The organism is Sphingomonas sp. Leaf10, from assembly GCF_001421245.1.
In the GTDB taxonomy this organism is placed as follows: domain Bacteria; phylum Pseudomonadota; class Alphaproteobacteria; order Sphingomonadales; family Sphingomonadaceae; genus Sphingomonas.
Genome location: NZ_LMKE01000013.1, coordinates 1 through 16,632, shown reverse-complemented (window position 1 = coordinate 16,632; position 16,632 = coordinate 1). Strand labels below are relative to the sequence as shown.

Genomic DNA, 16,632 nt, shown 5'->3' with positions numbered 1-16,632 from the left:
GCAGCGATCGACCCCCTGCCAGGGAGGGGCTTGCCAATGAAGATGTACGAGGGAAGCCGCTAAAAAACCAGAAAAGCTTCGCACGCCACCGAAAACATACGAAGCACCTTCGCCACAACCCACGATATACCGAGGGAACCGCCAAACGGAGAGACGAATGCCCGCGATCGATTGGGACGCCCTGGACGCCGACAAGTTCACCGACGAAAGCGTCCTGTTGCCGCAATTGCTGGCACAGGTGCCGCTGACCCAGTCCGATCGCAGCGAGATCGTCGACAAGGCGGCGAAGCTGGTCGAGCGCACCCGCGCCGCCGCCGCCAAACCCGGCGTAGTCGAAGGTTTTCTCCAGCAATTCTCGCTCGGTACGCAGGAAGGGCTGGCGCTGATGTGCTTGGCCGAAGCGTTGCTGCGCACCCCCGACGCCGCAACCCGCGACCGGCTGATCGCCGAAAAGGTCGGCACCGCCGATTGGGCGGCGCATCTGGGGCAATCGTCCAGCCTGTTCGTCAATGCCTCGACCATCGGGCTGACGCTGACCGGCAAGCTGGTCGGCGACGAAGGTCCGGCGGGCATCGGTGAGACGATCCGGCGGCTGGCCGGGCGGTTGGGCGAACCGGTCATCCGCCGTGCGCTGGCCGCCGCCGTCGGCATCATGGGCGATCAGTTCGTGCTGGGGGCCACCATCGACGCCGCGCTGAAGCGGGCCGCGAAGGAAGGCTATCTCTGTTCGTTCGACATGCTGGGGGAAGGGGCGCGGACCCCCGAAGATGCCGATCGCTACGAACGCATCTACGCTGCCGCGATCGACGCGGTCGGCAATGCCCGCGCGCCGGGTAGCATCCCCGAACAGGGGCATGGCGTTTCGGTCAAGCTGTCGGCGCTCTGTCCCCGCTATGAAGCGGTGCGCGAGGACGACGTCTTCGCCGACCTGTATCCCCGCATGAAGCGTCTGGCGCTGATCGGTGCCCGCCATAACCTGAACCTCGCAATCGATGCCGAGGAGGCCGACCGGCTGGCGCTGTCGCTGAAGCTGATCGACCGGTTGGCGCGCAAGAGCGGACTGGGCGACTGGACCGGTCTCGGCGTCGTCGTGCAGGCTTATGGCAAGCGGGCGCGCGGCGTTATCGACGGGCTGGAGCGGCTGGCGCGTGATACCGGGCGGCGGATCATGGTCCGGCTGGTCAAGGGTGCCTATTGGGACAGCGAGGTCAAGCGCGCGCAGATCGCCGGCCATCCAGGCTATCCGGTGTTCACGTCGAAGGCCGCGACCGACCTGTCCTATCTGGTCTGCGCGCACAAGTTGATCGCCGCCGCGCCCGCCCTCTATCCGCAATTCGCGACGCATAACGCGCACAGCCTGATGGCGGTGCGGCACATGGCGACGCGCGCCGGCGTCACGATCGAGCATCAACGCCTGCACGGCATGGGCGAGGGGCTTTACCGCGCCGCGTCAGGAACCGGCAATAACAAGCTGATTTTACGTGCCTATGCACCGGTCGGCGGGCATGAGGAACTGCTCCCCTATCTGGTCCGCCGCCTGCTCGAAAATGGCGCGAACAGCAGCTTCGTCAACGCGCTGCTGGACGAGGAAGTGCCGGCAACGACGCTCGTCGCCGACCCCGTTGCAGCGGTCGCGGCAACCCCGCGTCAACATCCGCGCCTCCCGTCACCATTCGACATCTATCCCGGCCGCGCCAACCCCCTTGGCCGCGACTATTCCATCGCCTCGGTCCGGTCCCGGGCGGCATCGGTACGTGACACCTTCGCCAACATCCACGCCACCCCCCTGATCGGCGGAAAATCGACCCCCGGCACCGGTGCCGCGCCTATGGTCAGCCCGGTCGACCACAGCCGCACCATCGGCTCGGTAAGCCCCGCTACGCGCAGCGAAATCGATCATGCGGCAACCCTCGCCCGCACCGCCCAACCCCGCTGGAACGCCCTTGGCGGGGTCGGTCGCGGCAAGGTCCTGCGCGCCATGGCCGACGCCCTCGATGCGCAGATGGACCGCTTCATCGCCATCCTCTCCGCCGAAGCCGGCAAGACGCTGAACGACGCCGTCGCCGAGGTCCGAGAGGCGATCGATTTCTGCCGCTATTACGCGCTCTTGGCTGAAACCCGCTTCGCCGGCCCGACCGTGCTGCCCGGCCCCGTGGGCGAGGTGAACCAGATCGAACTCCATGGCCGCGGCGTCTTCGTCTGTATCTCCCCATGGAATTTCCCGCTCGCGATCTTCACCGGACAGGTCGCCGCCGCGCTCGCCGCCGGCAACGCCGTCCTCGCCAAGCCCGCCGAGCAAACCCCTCTGATCGCTTATGAAGCCGTCCGGCTATTCCATGCCGCAGGCCTCGATCCCGACCTGCTGGCGCTGCTGCCGGGCGAGGGGGCGGAGGTTGGCGCGGCGCTGGTAGCGCACCCGGCAATCGCCGGCGTCGCCTTTACCGGCGGCACCGACACCGCGTGGTCGATCAACCGCACGCTGGCCAACCGCAACGGCCCGATCCTGCCGTTCATCGCCGAAACCGGAGGACTGAACGGCCTGTTCGTCGACACCAGCGCGCTGCGCGAACAGGTGGTCGACGACGTGCTGCTGTCCGCCTTCGGTTCGGCCGGACAGCGTTGCTCGGCGCTGCGCCTTCTGTATCTGCCGAAGGATACCGCCGATGCGGTGATCGAGACGCTGGTCGGCGCGGCGGGCTGCATGGTGCTGGGCGACCCGTCCGATCCAGCGACCGATATCGGCCCGGTAATCGACACCGATGCCCGGAACGCGCTGAACGCTCATATCGAACGGCTTGAACGCGAAGCGAAAATCCTGTTCCGCGCCGATGCGCGCGGCTGGGACGCACGCGGCACCTATTTCGCGCCGGTCATCGCTGAAGTGCCCAGCCCCGACTTCCTCGAACGCGAGGTGTTCGGCCCGGTGCTGCACGTCTATCGCTACGACCGTGCCGACCTGCCGAACGTCGCGGGCAGGCTGGCGGCACGCGGCTATGGCCTGACGCTCGGCATCCACAGCCGTATCGACCGCTTTGCCGAGGAAGTCGCGGCGCTGGTCCCGGCGGGCAACGTGTACGTCAACCGCTCGATCATCGGTGCGGTCGTCGGCGTACAGCCGTTCGGCGGCGAAGGGCTGTCGGGCACCGGTCCGAAGGCCGGCGGCCCCGAAGCGCTGCTGCGCTATGCCGCCGAACGGTCGACGTCGATCAACATCATGGCGAAGGGCGGCGACCCTGCGCTACTAAACCTGTAACGGCGCACACTTCGCCGCGACCCACGCCGCTGTCTCGAGGTCGAGCAGCGGCGTCAGCAGGTCGGCGACGCGGGCGTGATAGGCGTCGATCCACGCCCGCTCGGCGTCGGTCAGCAGCGTCGGCACGATCAGCGTCCGCTCGATCGGCACGAAGGTCAGCGTTTCGAACCCGAGCATCGGCAGGTCACCGCCGGCTATGTCGCGCTCGACCACCAGCAACAGGTTCTCGATGCGGATCCCGTATTCGCCCGCCTTGTAGTAACCCGGCTCGTTCGACAGCATCATGCCGGCGCGCAGCCGCTCCATCGGCCCGCCGCCCGGATAATTGGGCGCGCCGATCCGCTGCGGCCCTTCATGCACCGACAGATACGCGCCGATGCCATGACCGGTGCCATGGGCATAATCGAGACCTGCCTCCCAGAGCGGCCGTCGCGCGAAGCCGTCGATATGCCCGCCTAGCGTACCGTCGGGAAAAATCACGGTGTCGATGGCGATATGCCCTTTCAGCACCCGGGTGAAGCGGTCGCGCATCTCGTCCGTCACCGCCCCGACCGGCATGACACGGGTGATATCGGTGGTGCCATCGGCATATTGTCCGCCGGAGTCGATCAGATAGAGCTGGCCGGGCAGGATCGCGGCGTTGCTCTCCACGGTTGCCTTGTAATGCGGGCTGGCGGCGTGGGCGCCGGTCGCGCTGATCGTATCGAACGATAGATCGCGCAGCAGTCCGGTTTCGGCGCGGATCGCCTCCAGCCGGTCGGATGCCGACAATTCGGTCAGCGTACCAGACGGCGCGGTTTCCTCGAACCATTTCAGGAAGCGGACCATCGCCGCGCCGTCGCGCGCCTGTGCCGCGGCGTGGCCGGCGATCTCGACCGGGTTCTTGATCGCCTTTGCCAGCACGGTCGGGTCGCGTTCGGCGACGATCGTCGCGCCCCCCTTCCGCAGTGTTTCGTGGATCGCCGCCACCGCGCGGTCGGGATCGGCGGCTACGCGCTTGCCCGCGAACTGGCGGAGTGCATCCTTGAACGCGTTCATCGACCGCACGGTCACCGCGTTGCCAAGGTGACGGACGACATCGTCGCCGACCTTGCCCGGTGCCGCGAATAGTTCGGCGGTACCGTCGGCATGAACGATGGCATAGCTCAGCGCGACCGGGGTATGCGCGACATCGGTGCCGCGTACGTTGAAGGTCCACGCAATCGAATCGAGTGCCGACAGGATCACCGCATCCGCCCGCCGCTCGGCCAGCCATTCGCCGATCGCCGAACGCTTTTCGGCGGAGGTGCGGCCGGTCAGCGCATACTCCTGCACGCACAACGGCGCGGGCGAGGGGGCGGGGCGGTCGAGCCACAGCGCATCGATCGGGTTGGCATCGACCGCGACCAGTTCGCCGCCGGCATCAGCCAGCGCCGCCCCGGCGGACGCGACCCAGTCGATCGTCGCCAGCCACGGATCATAGCCGATCCGGTCGCCGGCCTGCACCGCGCCGCGCAGCCAGTCGGTCATCGACGTCGCCGGCACCTGCACGAACTGCCAGTCGCTGGCATCGACCTGTTCGCGGACCTGCAGCGTGTAGCGGCCGTCGGTGAACATCGCCGCCGCATCGCGCAGCACCACCGCGCTGCCGGCCGACCCCTTGAACCCGGTCAGCCAGGCGAGGCGCTGGGCATAGTCGCCGACATATTCGGACATATGTTCGTCGGTCAGCGGCACGACGAACCCGGTGAGGTTCAGCGTGGCGAGATGGGCGCGAAGGGCGGACAGGCGGTCGCTATGGTTCGTCATGGTGGTGTCGTTACCAGCCACGACCGCGCGGCAAAAGCACAAGTGAACTCGACTTCCGCTGCGGCTCGCCCCACATGGGCGTCCTATGACCAAGCCTATTCCGCCGATCGCCGAACAACGTGCCCACACCTTCGAACGCCATGGCATCGTGGTCGATGACCCATGGGCGTGGCTGCGCGACCCGAACTATCCGACCGTCGAGGATGCGGACGTGCTCGCCTATCTGAAGGCGGAGAACGACTATTTCGATGCGGTGATGACGCCGCATCAGCCCCTGATCGATACGCTGTTCGCCGAGATGCGGGCACGGATCAAGGAAGACGACGCGACCGTGCCGCAGCGCGACGGCGACTGGTGGTATTGGTCCGATTTCGAGACCGGCGGGGAATACCGCCGCTGGTGGCGCAAGCCGGTGGCGGGCGGTGCCGACGAACTTATCCTCGACGAACCGGCGCTGGCGAAGGGCAAGGAATATTTCCGGCTGGGCGCATTGTCGGTCAGCCCCGACGGGCGGCTGCTCGCCTATGCGATCGACGATGATGGTGGCGAGCGTTTCGAGGCGCGGGTCAAGGATCTGACGACCGGCGAACTGCTGGCGGATGTCATTCCGGGCACGCTGTCGGAGTTGGTGTGGACGGCGGATTCGAGCGGGTTTCTCTACGGCCTCGCCAACGAACAGTGGCGGACCGACAATGCCCGGTTGCACCGCATCGGCACCCCGGTCGAGCAGGATGTCGAACTGTATCACGAGGCCGATGAGGGCTGGCGCGTGTCGGTCGGCGAGACCCAGTCGCGGCGCTTCCTGGTCATTTCGGCGGGTGACCACGTCACCAGCGAGGTGCGGTTGATCCCGGCCGATGATCCGACCGCCGAACCGATCCTGGTCCGGGCGCGCGAGGAGCATGTCGAATATGATGTGGAGGAGCATGAAGGGACGCTGTTCATCCACACCAACGACACCCATCCGAACTTCCGGCTGGCGACCGCATCGCTGGAGCGGCCCGATGACTGGCAGGAACTGATTCCCGCCGACCCGCAGTTCTACATGACCGGGGTCACGACCTTTGCGAAGCTGTTCGTGGTCGAGGGGCGGCTGGACGGGTTGGACCAGATAAGGCTGCACGATTATGCGGGCGGCCCGGCGCGCCCGATCGCGTTTCCCGAGGCGAGCTTCGTCGTCGGGCTAGGCGACAATCCGGAGTATGACGTCGACACCCTGCGGCTCGGCTATGAATCGATGGTCACGCCGGGCACCGTCTACGACTATGACGTGGCGAGCGGTGAACTGACCGTGCGCAAGGTGCAGACGATCCCGTCGGGCTATGATCCGGACAAGTACGCGACCGAGCGGCTGCACATTACCGCGCGCGACGGGACGGCGATCCCGTGTTCGGTGGTGTACCCGAAGGACTTCCCACGCGACGGGACGGGCAAGCTCTATCTCTACAGCTATGGCGCCTATGGCTATGCGATCCCGCCGGGCTTCTCGACCAGCCGCATGTCGTTCCTCGACCGCGGCATGGCGTTCGCCATCGCCCATATCCGGGGCGGCGACGATCTGGGCCAGCAATGGTATCTGGACGGCAAGCTGGAGAAGCGGACCAATACCTTCAACGACTTCGTTGATGTGGCGAAGGGGCTGATCGAGCTGGGCTTCACCGACACGGGCAGGATCGCGATCGCCGGCGGATCGGCGGGCGGCGAGTTGATGGGGGCGGTGATGAACTCCGACCCCGAGCTATGGGGCGCGGTGGTGGCGAGCGTGCCGTTCGTCGACGTGCTGAATACCATGCTCGACGACAGTCTGCCGCTGACGCCCGGCGAATGGCCCGAATGGGGCAATCCGATCGAGGACAAGGCGGCGTTCGAACTGATCCGGTCCTACTCGCCCTATGATAATGTGAGTGCGCAAGCCTATCCGCCGGTGTTCATTTCGGGCGGGCTGAACGATCCGCGCGTGACCTATTGGGAGCCGGCGAAGTGGGCGGCGCGGCTGCGCAGCGTCAAGACCGACGACAATGTGCTGCTGCTAAAGACCAATATGGGCGCGGGCCATGGCGGCAAATCGGGGCGGTGGGAGTCGCTGCGGGAAGCGGCCGAGGAGATGGCGTTCGTGCTGTGGCAGTTGGGGGTGGAGGGGTAATCCTTCCCGGCACGGGGAGGGGGAGTGCCGCGAACGATCCGCGTGTGGACACCCCCCTCCACCAGCTTCGCTGGTCCCCCTCCCCGCGGAGCGGGGAGGATTTTTAGCGTTCCACCCTGGTCACATGACCCATCTTGCGGCCGGGGCGGGCTTCGTTCTTACCGTAGAGGTGGAGATGCGCGCCGGGTTCGGTCAGCAGTGCCAGCCATTGATCGACATCGTCGCCGATCAGGTTGGTCATCTCGACACGCGATGCCGTCAGGTCGGTGCCGCCGAGCGGCAGGCCGAGCACGGCGCGGACATGGTTTTCGAACTGCGAGGTTTCGGCACCCTCGATCGTCCAGTGTCCCGAATTGTGAACGCGCGGGGCCATTTCGTTAAAGACCGCGCCGTCACCGCCGCAAAAGAATTCGAGGGTCAGCACGCCGACATGGTCGAGCGCGTCGGCGACCTTGCACGCCAGCGCTTCGGCCTCGGCACGCCAGGGTTCGATCGATGGAGCGGGGACGGTCGAGGTGTCGAGGATGCCGTCCTTGTGGACATTGGCGGGCGGCGGGTAGAGCGCGACCGCGCCATCGATCCCGCGAGAGAGGACGACCGAGAATTCCTGATCGAAGTCGACGAACGCTTCGAGGATCGCGGGACCGCCGCCGATCGCCAGCCATGCCGCGCTGGCATCGTCGGCCGACATCAGTCGCGCCTGCCCCTTGCCGTCATAGCCGAAGCGGGTGGTCTTGAGCACCGCCGGGCAGCCTACGGTGCGGATCGCATCGTCCAGCGACGCGCGGTCGGGGACTTCGGCCCAGCGGGCCGGACGGCCGCCCAGCGCCTCGACGAAGCTCTTTTCGCGGACGCGGTCCTGCGCGACGGCAAGCGAGCGGGCCGAGGGGCGGACCTTGTCGCCGAGCGCCTCGATCGGGGCGGCGGCGATGTTCTCGAACTCGTAGGTGACGACGTCGACCTGTCGCGCGAAGGCGCGCAGCGCGTCGATATCGTCATAGTCGCCGCGGCTGTGGGCGAAGGCGATGTCGTTGGCCGGGCCGCTGTCGGGGGCATAGACATGGATGCGGTAGCCGAGCTGCGCGGCGGCCACGCCGATCATCCGGCCGAGCTGGCCCGATCCGATGATGCCGATCGTCGATCCGGGGGGCAGCGGGGTCATTGCGGGTCGATCGCCACGCCGTCGGTCTGCGCGGTGCGCCAGGCGTCGAGCCGATCGGCCAAAGCATCGTCGGCGGTGGCGAGGATCGAGGCGGCAAGCAGGCCGGCGTTGATCGCCCCCGCCTTGCCGATCGCCAGCGTACCGACCGGCACGCCGCCGGGCATCTGCACGATCGAGAGCAGGCTATCCATGCCCTTCAACGCATGTGATTCGACCGGTACACCCAGCACCGGCAGGCGGGTCATCGACGCGACCATGCCGGGGAGATGGGCAGCACCGCCCGCACCGGCGATCACGACCTTCAGGCCACGTCCGACCGCGTTCGTCGCATAGTCGACCAGCCGTGCCGGGGTGCGGTGCGCGGAGACGACCTTGGTCTCATGGGGTACGCCGAGCTTGGTCAGGGTTTCGGCGGCGTGGCGCATCGTCTCCCAGTCGGAAGTGCTGCCCATGATGATGCCGACCGATGGTGCGTCGTTCATTGTCTGCCCGTAACGCTTGGGGGAGGGCGCTGCTTAGGCAAGGGGTGTGAACAGGGCAAGCGTAAGGATGCCGTACGGGCATATTCAGGGGCAAAGTTCACGAAGTTCACACTAATGGCGCTTTGTCGCGTCGGCGCGTTCGAGGCCAAAGTTCACTAAGTTCACACTCGTGCGCTGTTTGCGTGGAGGGCGCTGCGGCAGTGTCAAAGAGCGCAGGCCGGGCGAGGGGCCGGCGGGGAGTTTGGCAGTGGTGGGACGGGTAGGAAAGGGGTTTGTGTCCGACCTACTACGCCCACGTCGCACATGCTGACTCATCCTCACCGTCTGAATCATTCCGCCGTTTGCTTCGAGCGCAGGTTCGAGCCTGCCGAGAACCGAAGTCGAGAAGGGGTTGCCCCAAACGGGGCGTTCTCGACGGACGCTTCTCGACAAGCTCGAAGCTGTTCGAACCGAACGGGGGGGAGAGCAGTGAGCGAAAGTCCTCTTACCGCTCGCTGAGATAATAGCGGTCGGTCGGCGTGAGGTCGTCCGCCAGTTCGTACACGATCGGCTGGCCGGTCGGGATTTCGAGGCCGGTGATCTCGTCATCGGGGATGCCCGACAGATGCTTGACCAGCGCGCGCAGCGAGTTGCCGTGCGCAGAGATCAGGACGCGCTTGCCCGCCTTCAGTTCGGGGGCGATGCGGCTTTCCCAATGGGGGAGGACGCGGTCGATCGTGTCCTTCAGGCTTTCGGTCCGGGGAATGTCGATGCCGGCATAGCGACGATCGGTCGACAGATCCCACGGGCTGTCGGCTTCGGGCAGCGGCGGCGGCACGTCGAAGCTGCGGCGCCAGATCTTGACCTGTTCGTCGCCGTGCTTAGCCGCCGTCTCCGCCTTGTCGAGGCCGGTCAGCCCGCCATAATGGCGCTCGTTCAGGCGCCAGTCCTTTTCGACCGGCAGCCACAACCGGCCCATCGCCTCCAACGCGAGGTTCAGCGTCTTGATCGCGCGCGTCTGGAAACTGGTGAAGCAGACGTCGAAATCATGGCCCTTTTCGGCGAGCAGCTCACCCGCCGCCTTGGCCTCGCCCTCGCCCTTTTCGGTCAGGTCGACGTCCCACCAGCCGGTGAAGCGGTTTTCAAGGTTCCAGGCGGACTGGCCGTGGCGGATCAGGACGAGCGTGGGCATGAAACCTCCGTTGCTGTGGTTGTGCGTGCGCCTAGCTCAAAGCGGGCGGCAGAGGAACCGGTTGAAGTCGGTCGCGACATAGTCGCCGAATGCAGGGCAGGGCATGAAGCCGTTGCGGGCGTACAGGCGGTGCGCGGCGTCGAACATCGGTCCGGTCCCGGTTTCGAGCACGAGCCGCGTCATGCCGGCGGCGCGGGCGGTGGTGACGATCCGGTCGAGAATCGCCTGCGCCACGCCGCGCCCGCGTGCCGCTGGGTCGGTGCGCATCGATTTGATCTCGCCTTCGCGGTTGGTGGGGGCCGATCGGGATGCTGGCGGGGCGGCGGATGCGCTCCCCTCCCTGACAGGGAGGGGCTGGGGGTGGGTCGGGTGGTGAGGGACGGTTTCGTCCGCCAACTGGCCTACCCACCCCCGACCCCTCACTTCCAGAGAGGGGAGAGATTCAACTTTGCCAACGTCGTTCGGTCCAAGGTTTCGCAGGGCGCCACAGCCGAGCAGCGTGTCGCCTTCCCATGCGGTGAAGAACGCGATGTCGGGCGTCGCAAGGGCGGACAGGTCGAGGGCATAGACGCTGTCCGGCGGCGACGATGCGTGCATGTCGGCGAGATGCGTCGACAGCAGTTGCGCCGTCGCCGGATGGTCGAGCCCGCCGTCGCGGACGATCACCGGGTGAAGTCCGCCAATACCTCCAGCCAGCTATGCGCCAGCCGCTTCGATCGTTCGGGCGACCAGCCGAATTCGGGGTCGGGATTGGGGTCGTGGTCCTTGAACGGCATTTCGAGCGTCATGCTGAGCGCGCCGAAGCGGTTGGCGAGCTGGTTGGTCGACATGGACAGGTTCGCCTGTCCTGCCGCCGACACCGGATAGCCGAGCTTGGTCTGGAATTCGGGCGTTGCCGCCGCCCATGCCGCGCCGAAGGTCGTGAAGCGGGCGCCATGGTCGTCGGTCCAGTTGGGGATGCCTTCGTAGCCGGCGATGAAGTTGGCAGGGATCGCTTCGTCGCCATGGACGTCGATGGCGATGTCGACGCCGGTTTCGTCCATGCGGTCGCGGACGCACAGGACTTCGGGACTGCGATCGGGGGAGGGGGCGTGCCATTCGCGGTTGAGGTTCACCCCCGCCGCGTTGGTGCGCAGGTGGCCGCGATACGATCCGTCGGGGTTCATGTTGGGCACGCAGTGGAAGGTCATGCGCCGGCGCAGGTCGGCAGCGACCGCGTCGGACGGATCGGTCAGCCGTTCGAGCAGCCCCTCCATGAACCATTCGCACATCGATTCGCCGGGATGCTGGCGGGCATAGGCCCAGATTTGCAGCGGGCCGTCGCCCAGCGTCAGATAATCGATGGCGCGGCCGTCGAGGCTCTGGCCGAGTTCGCGATGCGCGACGCCGGGACGCGCCGCGATGCGCGCGACCAGATCGTCGTGACGCTCCATCGTATAGGGCGCGAAATACGCGAACCAGGCGAGGTCGGTGTCGATCGTCGCGGTGAAGGTGAGGACGCCGTCGTCATAGCCGGTGTCGACCTGTCGCCATGCCTGTCGGTCGGTGCTCATGCGCGTGCGATAGCCGGGCCAGCCGAACGCATAGGCCGACCCGCCGGCATTGACGATGCGGAAGGTCAGCGTGCGACCCCGTGCACCAGCGATGCGGAAATGGAACCACTGGTAGAAGTCGGACAGGTGGTCGGCGACGATCTCGAGGTCGATCACGTCGCCCTGCCGGCCGACCACGCGGATATTGCCGCTGTCGAACGCGGCGTTGATGATGATGCTCATCGCACCGTCGTAGTGATTCCCGACTCGCCTGGGAAGTTGCGGAACATCGCGTTCGCCAGACGATCCGCCTGGAATACCGGCTGCGCGCCCGGCGTGTTCTCCAGCGAATCGGTGATGGCGCGCGCTTCCCAGATGGTGGTGCCGTCGCTGCGGCGGCGGATCTGGACCATCATTTCGGTGCCGATGACTTCGCGCTGACCGCCGCCGATGCCGAAGCCGACTCCGCCGCCAAGGCCCACGCCGCCGCCGCGCCAGCCACCGCCGCCACCGCCCGCGCCGAGACCGATCGAAACCGGCGGGCGCTTTTCGACGAAGCCGCGCGTGGCGCGGGTGAAGCCGACCGCGACGATCAGGTCGGACGGTCCGGTGCCGGCGCGGACGAAGCCGAGCTTTTCCATCTCGCGCCCGACCGCATTGGCATAGTTCTGGAATTCTGGGCTGACGACGCCGTTGGTCGACAGCGGTTCGAGCGAGAAGGTACCGCGGGCGACCGGCTGGTTGAGGTGGAATCGGGTGACGTCGACCGGGCGGACGCGCGATCCGGTGGTGGTACAGCCCGACGCGAGTACTGCCGCAACGGCCATCAACCCGAATCCGAACGCCTTGTTCATGCGACTCACCTTGCTTACGACACGCCTGATTGCTGAATGGCTCAACGCGCATCGGCGACGTTCGGGTTCATTGCGCTGGTGTTTCGATCGGGAACGCCGTTCCGCTCTTGACGAAAGGCGCGGTCGGCGATAGCTGAACGCCTCTTTTCCGGCCGTGCGAGCGGCCCTTTTGCCGTTTGAGAGCCGTGACATGAAGATCGTCAATTCGCTGAAGTCGCTCAAGGATCGTCACCGGGACAACCGCGTGATCCGCCGTCGCGGCCGTATCTACGTCATCAACAAGACCAACCGCCGCTTCAAGGCCCGCCAGGGCTGATTCGCGGTCGGTGCGGCCCGATCGGGCTGCGCCGGTTGGTGATTCGAAAAGGCATCCCTTCCACGATGGATCGGGTGCCTTTTCGTGTTGCGGGTTTGCCAGGCTTTCCGTCATTCCCGCGTAGGCGGGAATCCATAACCGCTGACGTTTCGGCTGAATTCGTGACGCTGGCGCATATGGACTCCCGCCTGCGCGGGAGTGACGATAGGAGATGGAGCAGTCGTCTCGGGTCCAGGGAACTGAAAGTCGATCGGCCTTAAATCGTCCCTTGCGATGCGGCGTTGGGTGCCACTTTCAGCGCCGAACAGGCGATCAGTACGCGCAATTCCCTGCCCGACCCGTAGGGACGGGTCGCGTGGCCGGTCGGTACCGTTGCCAGTTCGGCGCGGATCGGCGCGGGCAGGGCGGCATAGGGGACGTTGGGGCGCGAGGTGAGCGTACCGGAGAAGATCCGGTCGGACTTGTAGCGCGCGGCGATCTTCGCAGCATCGGGGCAGGCGCGGATCGTGCGGGTGTCGGCGGCGAAGGTCGCGATAGCGCGGGCCCGCTCGACCGGGGACAGTGCCTCGGGCAGGCGGACTTCGAATTGCAGCAGGTCAATACGGCGCTGGTCGAGTAGCGGTGGCCGGGCCGGCTGTCCGGCGAGGGCCAGTGCGACCACCGCGACGATCATGCCGGGATCGCCGTACCGGCTGTCCCGACCGCTGCTGCCGCCGCCGCCGTCGCGTCGTCCAAGAGCGTCCAGCCGGCCGGTCCCAGGATTTCGAGGGGGCGGAACTTGGTTTTGTAGGTCATGCGCGGCGATCCCTGCACCCAATAGCCGAGATAGACATAGGGCAGGCCGGTCGCGCGCGCACGGCGGATATGGTCGAGGATGATGAACGTGCCCAGACCCGCGCGCGCTTCGGGGTCGGTTTCGAAGAAGCTGTAGACCATCGACAGCCCGTCGGCCTGTTCATCGGTGATGCACGCCCCGACCAGCCGGCCGGGTACGCCATCGACGGCCGGTTCGCGATATTCGATGACCCATGACGTGACCGGCGAATGTTCGACCATGTCGGCAAAGTCGGTTTCGTCCATCGCTGTCATGCCGCCGCCCGGATGCCGCGCGGTCAGATAGCGGCGCAGCAGGCGGAACTGTTCGTCGGTCGCCCATGGCTTGCACGCACGGATGTCGAGATCGGCGTGGCGGCGCATCAGCTTGCGCTGGGTCGCGTTCATCGTGAAGTCGCTGGCGACGACCCGGACCGAGACGCAGGCGCTGCACCCGACGCAACTGGGGCGATAGGCAACCGACTGGCTCCGCCGAAACCCGATCCGGCCGAGCGCGTCGTTCAGTTCGTCGGCATGGGGGCCGTTGAGTTCGGTAAAGACCTTTCGCTCCTGCCGCCCTGGCAGATACGGGCAGGGCGCGGGGGAGGTGACGAAGAAGCGGGGGAAACGAAACGGCGCGGTCACCCAGGGTTCCTTCGATCATTCATGCCGGACAGGAATAGCGCCGAAGATATGGCGATTATCCTAACCGACGGGAAGCGGCTTGTATTGATTCGGCATCTTGCCGCTTCCCGTTCCGGAACGTGTCGGCGGTGGTTACGCCAGCTCGACCGTGCTCACTTCATAACCGCCCGCACGAAGCCCTTCGACCAAGCGGTCGAGATGGTCGCGGTCGCGGGTTTCGCATTCGATGTCGGTGATGAGGCCCTTGGCCGGCAGCGTCGTGAAGACGCGCTGGTGATAGACTTCGATGATGTTGACGGTGTGTTCGTGGAAGATCTTGGCGACGTGGAACAGCGCGCCGGGGCGGTCCTGCAAGCGGATGCGCAACCGGGCGAGGCGGCCCGAACGGGCGAGATCGCGCAGCAGGACGTTGGCGAGCAGCCGGGTGTCGATATTGCCGCCGCACAATACGATGCCGACGGTCTTGCCCTTGAACCGCTGTCCGTGACCGAGCAGCGCGGCGAGGCCGGCGGCGCCGGCACCCTCGACCACGGTCTTCTCGATCTGGACCAGCAGGCTGACCGCCTCTTCGAGCTGGCGTTCGCTGACCAGCACGATGTCGTCGACCAGCGCGGCCACGACCTGCGCGGTCAGGCCGCCGGGCTGCTTGACCGCGATCCCCTCCGCCAGCGTGTCACCGGCGCAGTCCATCGCGGTGCCGTGCAGGCGATTGTACATCGACGGGAACAGCTCGGCCTGCACGCCGATGACTTCGATATCGCGCGGAGCGGCACGGGCGACGGTTGCTATGCCGCTGATCAGGCCACCACCGCCGATCGGCACGACCAGCGTGTCGATGTCGGGCACGTCCTCCAGCATTTCGAGCGCGACGGTGCCCTGGCCCGCCATGATGCGGGCGTCGTCGAAGGGATGGACGAAGGTCAGGCCCTGTTCGGCCTCCAGCTTGCGGGCATGGGCATAGGCGGCGTCGAACGTCTCACCCTCCAGCACCACGGTCGCGCCGTGGCTCTGCGTCTGCATCACCTTCACGGTCGGGGTCGGGCGCGGCATCACGATCGTCACCGGCACGCCGAGTCGGTTGCCGTGATAGGCAAGGCCCTGCGCATGATTGCCGGCCGAGGCGGCGATCACGCCTTTGGCGCGGGTGGCCTCGTCGAGCTGCAACAAGGTGTTGAGCGCGCCGCGTTCCTTGTAAGCGGCGGTGAATTGCAGGTTTTCGAATTTCAGATAGACGGTCGCGCCGGTCAGTTCGGACAGCGTCCGGCTGATGAGCGTCGGCGTCCGTACGATCGAGCCGCCAATCCGCATCGCCGCCTGACGCACATCGTCGACGGTGAGGGGCAGGGCGGGCGGAGCGATCGGGTTGGTAGCCATCGCGGGCGCGTAGCCGATTTGGTACCAAAGGGGAACCCGTCGACCCGGCGCGCGTCTGCTTGAGCGACATCGCTCCAGCCGGAAAGCCGAACCATGACCGAGACCGATCGCCGAACCTTCGTGGCGGGTGCCGCCCTTGCCGGCGTGGCCGCCAGCGCTGCCCCCGCCGTGGCGCAGGGCACGAAGCCGACCACTGCCGCTGCCGCCGCCTATCCCAAGCCGCCCTTTCCGGTGCAGCGCCAGCCGTGGCCGGGGCTGGCATCGAAGATGAACCCGCGCCCCGACCATGGCGAACAAAGCTACAAGGGGTCGGGGCGGCTGGCCGGAAAGAAAGCGCTGATCACCGGCGGCGACAGCGGCATCGGCCGTGCCGCCGCCATCGCCTATGCCCGCGAGGGGGCCGATGTCGCGATCAACTATCTGCCCGCCGAAGAGCCCGATGCGCGCGAAGTCGTCGAACTGATCCGCGCGGCGGGTCGCAAGGCGGTCGCCATTCCCGGCGACCTGCGCAACGAAGGCTTTTGCCGGCAATTGGTTCAGCAGGCGGCAGCGCAACTGGGCGGACTCGACATTCTCGTCAACAATGCGGCGCGGCAGCAGACCCGCCCGGACATCGCGTCGATTTCCTCGCAAGATTTCGACGATACGATGAAGACCAACGTCTATGCGCCGTTCTGGCTCACCAAGGCGGCGGTCGAGCGGATGGGGGCGGGCGGTGTCATCATCAACACTTCGTCCGAACAGGCGAGCGATCCTTCGCCCGATATCGTCGATTATGCGCTGACGCGGGCAGCGGTGCTGAATTTCACCAAGGCGATGGCCAAGCAACTGGCGGCCAAGGGCATTCGCGTGAATGCGGTCGCACCGGGACCGTTCTGGACCCCGTTGCAGGTCAGCGGCGGCGCCACGCCGGAAAAGCAGCAAACGTTCGGCAAGAGCAGCCCGTTGGGGCGGCCGGGGCAGCCGGCGGAGATCGCCGGGCTGTATGTTTCGGCGGCGGATCCGTCGAACAGCTTTTCGACCGGGCAGATTTTCGGGGCGACCGGTGGGGGTGGGCAGCCGGCCTGAGCGTGGCATCACCGTGTCTGCTCCCCTCCCT

The 16,632-nt window shown here is 66.5% G+C and carries 14 protein-coding genes; 4 read left to right on the top strand and 10 right to left on the bottom strand.

Features of this window, described 5'->3' with window-relative positions:
- Positions 1 to 157: 157 nt before the first annotated feature.
- Positions 158 to 3,253: a bifunctional proline dehydrogenase/L-glutamate gamma-semialdehyde dehydrogenase PutA gene (gene putA / locus ASE59_RS10725; protein WP_056455933.1), complete on the top strand. Its 3,096-nt coding sequence runs from the start codon at positions 158 to 160 to the stop codon at positions 3,251 to 3,253.
- On the opposite strand, the gene ASE59_RS10720 is transcribed toward putA, so the two are convergent.
- Positions 3,242 to 5,041, bottom strand: coding sequence for an aminopeptidase P family protein (locus ASE59_RS10720; protein WP_056456427.1), 1,800 nt, complete (start codon positions 5,039 to 5,041; stop codon positions 3,242 to 3,244). The two genes, putA and ASE59_RS10720, sit on opposite strands and share 12 nt — an antisense overlap.
- Before the next feature lie 85 nt (positions 5,042 to 5,126).
- Between ASE59_RS10720 and ASE59_RS10715 the strand changes: the two genes are divergently transcribed.
- Positions 5,127 to 7,184, top strand: a complete 2,058-nt coding sequence (locus tag ASE59_RS10715) for a S9 family peptidase (RefSeq protein ID WP_056455931.1) — start codon at positions 5,127 to 5,129, stop codon at positions 7,182 to 7,184.
- A gap of 103 nt (positions 7,185 to 7,287) precedes the next feature.
- Here ASE59_RS10715 and ASE59_RS10710 read toward each other — a convergent pair whose 3' ends face one another.
- From ASE59_RS10710 to ASE59_RS10685, 6 genes are all read right to left on the bottom strand, one after another.
- Entirely contained in the window at positions 7,288 to 8,346 is a 1,059-nt protein-coding gene (locus ASE59_RS10710) for a 5-(carboxyamino)imidazole ribonucleotide synthase (RefSeq protein ID WP_056455929.1), read from the bottom strand.
- Positions 8,343 to 8,828: a 5-(carboxyamino)imidazole ribonucleotide mutase gene (purE, locus tag ASE59_RS10705; protein WP_056455926.1), complete on the bottom strand. Its 486-nt coding sequence runs from the start codon at positions 8,826 to 8,828 to the stop codon at positions 8,343 to 8,345. The genes ASE59_RS10710 and purE overlap by 4 nt, the downstream gene beginning before the upstream one ends.
- A gap of 484 nt (positions 8,829 to 9,312) precedes the next feature.
- A complete protein-coding gene (gene gpmA / locus ASE59_RS10700; RefSeq protein ID WP_056455924.1) occupies positions 9,313 to 9,999 on the bottom strand; it encodes a 2,3-diphosphoglycerate-dependent phosphoglycerate mutase in 687 nt (228 codons plus the stop codon).
- A 36-nt stretch (positions 10,000 to 10,035) separates the two neighbouring features.
- Complete coding sequence (locus ASE59_RS10695) at positions 10,036 to 10,665, bottom strand: GNAT family N-acetyltransferase (protein ID WP_056455922.1); 630 nt, start codon at positions 10,663 to 10,665, stop codon at positions 10,036 to 10,038.
- Entirely contained in the window at positions 10,662 to 11,774 is a 1,113-nt protein-coding gene (locus ASE59_RS10690) for a M14-type cytosolic carboxypeptidase (protein WP_056455921.1), read from the bottom strand. Before ASE59_RS10690 ends, ASE59_RS10695 begins: the two co-directional genes overlap by 4 nt.
- Complete coding sequence (locus ASE59_RS10685; RefSeq protein WP_056455919.1) at positions 11,771 to 12,385, bottom strand: DUF4136 domain-containing protein; 615 nt, start codon at positions 12,383 to 12,385, stop codon at positions 11,771 to 11,773. Before ASE59_RS10685 ends, ASE59_RS10690 begins: the two co-directional genes overlap by 4 nt.
- 190 nt (positions 12,386 to 12,575) lie before the next feature.
- On the opposite strand from ASE59_RS10685, the gene ykgO reads away from it, so the two are divergent.
- On the top strand, positions 12,576 to 12,701 hold the full coding sequence (gene ykgO, locus ASE59_RS10680; protein ID WP_055755695.1) for a type B 50S ribosomal protein L36: 126 nt from the start codon (positions 12,576 to 12,578) through the stop codon (positions 12,699 to 12,701).
- A gap of 256 nt (positions 12,702 to 12,957) precedes the next feature.
- On the opposite strand, the gene ASE59_RS10675 is transcribed toward ykgO, so the two are convergent.
- From ASE59_RS10675 to ASE59_RS10665, 3 genes are all read right to left on the bottom strand, one after another.
- Positions 12,958 to 13,374: a hypothetical protein gene (locus tag ASE59_RS10675; RefSeq protein WP_056455917.1), complete on the bottom strand. Its 417-nt coding sequence runs from the start codon at positions 13,372 to 13,374 to the stop codon at positions 12,958 to 12,960.
- Positions 13,371 to 14,159: an arginyltransferase gene (locus ASE59_RS10670; protein ID WP_056455915.1), complete on the bottom strand. Its 789-nt coding sequence runs from the start codon at positions 14,157 to 14,159 to the stop codon at positions 13,371 to 13,373. Before ASE59_RS10670 ends, ASE59_RS10675 begins: the two co-directional genes overlap by 4 nt.
- A gap of 132 nt (positions 14,160 to 14,291) precedes the next feature.
- Positions 14,292 to 15,533, bottom strand: a complete 1,242-nt coding sequence (locus tag ASE59_RS10665) for a threonine ammonia-lyase (RefSeq protein WP_056455913.1) — start codon at positions 15,531 to 15,533, stop codon at positions 14,292 to 14,294.
- A 93-nt stretch (positions 15,534 to 15,626) separates the two neighbouring features.
- Here ASE59_RS10665 and ASE59_RS10660 point away from each other — a divergent pair, with 93 nt between their 5' ends.
- Entirely contained in the window at positions 15,627 to 16,601 is a 975-nt protein-coding gene (locus tag ASE59_RS10660) for an SDR family oxidoreductase (protein ID WP_056455911.1), read from the top strand.
- Positions 16,602 to 16,632 lie beyond the last annotated feature (31 nt).

What these genes read in the sequence shown, in the direction of transcription:
- ASE59_RS10665 (WP_056455913.1), bottom strand. Translation starts at nt 15,533, where the DNA reads ATGGCTACCAACCCGATCGCTCCGCCCGCCCTGCCCCTCACCGTCGAC.
- gpmA (WP_056455924.1), bottom strand. Translation starts at nt 9,999, where the DNA reads ATGCCCACGCTCGTCCTGATCCGCCACGGCCAGTCCGCCTGGAACCTT.
- ASE59_RS10675 (WP_056455917.1), bottom strand. Translation starts at nt 13,374, where the DNA reads ATGATCGTCGCGGTGGTCGCACTGGCCCTCGCCGGACAGCCGGCCCGG.
- ASE59_RS10715 (WP_056455931.1), top strand. Translation starts at nt 5,127, where the DNA reads ATGACCAAGCCTATTCCGCCGATCGCCGAACAACGTGCCCACACCTTC.
- purE (WP_056455926.1), bottom strand. Translation starts at nt 8,828, where the DNA reads ATGAACGACGCACCATCGGTCGGCATCATCATGGGCAGCACTTCCGAC.
- ASE59_RS10685 (WP_056455919.1), bottom strand. Translation starts at nt 12,385, where the DNA reads ATGAACAAGGCGTTCGGATTCGGGTTGATGGCCGTTGCGGCAGTACTC.
- ASE59_RS10710 (WP_056455929.1), bottom strand. Translation starts at nt 8,346, where the DNA reads ATGACCCCGCTGCCCCCCGGATCGACGATCGGCATCATCGGATCGGGC.
- ykgO (WP_055755695.1), top strand. Translation starts at nt 12,576, where the DNA reads ATGAAGATCGTCAATTCGCTGAAGTCGCTCAAGGATCGTCACCGGGAC.
- ASE59_RS10660 (WP_056455911.1), top strand. Translation starts at nt 15,627, where the DNA reads ATGACCGAGACCGATCGCCGAACCTTCGTGGCGGGTGCCGCCCTTGCC.
- ASE59_RS10720 (WP_056456427.1), bottom strand. Translation starts at nt 5,041, where the DNA reads ATGACGAACCATAGCGACCGCCTGTCCGCCCTTCGCGCCCATCTCGCC.
- putA (WP_056455933.1), top strand. Translation starts at nt 158, where the DNA reads ATGCCCGCGATCGATTGGGACGCCCTGGACGCCGACAAGTTCACCGAC.
- ASE59_RS10690 (WP_056455921.1), bottom strand. Translation starts at nt 11,774, where the DNA reads ATGAGCATCATCATCAACGCCGCGTTCGACAGCGGCAATATCCGCGTG.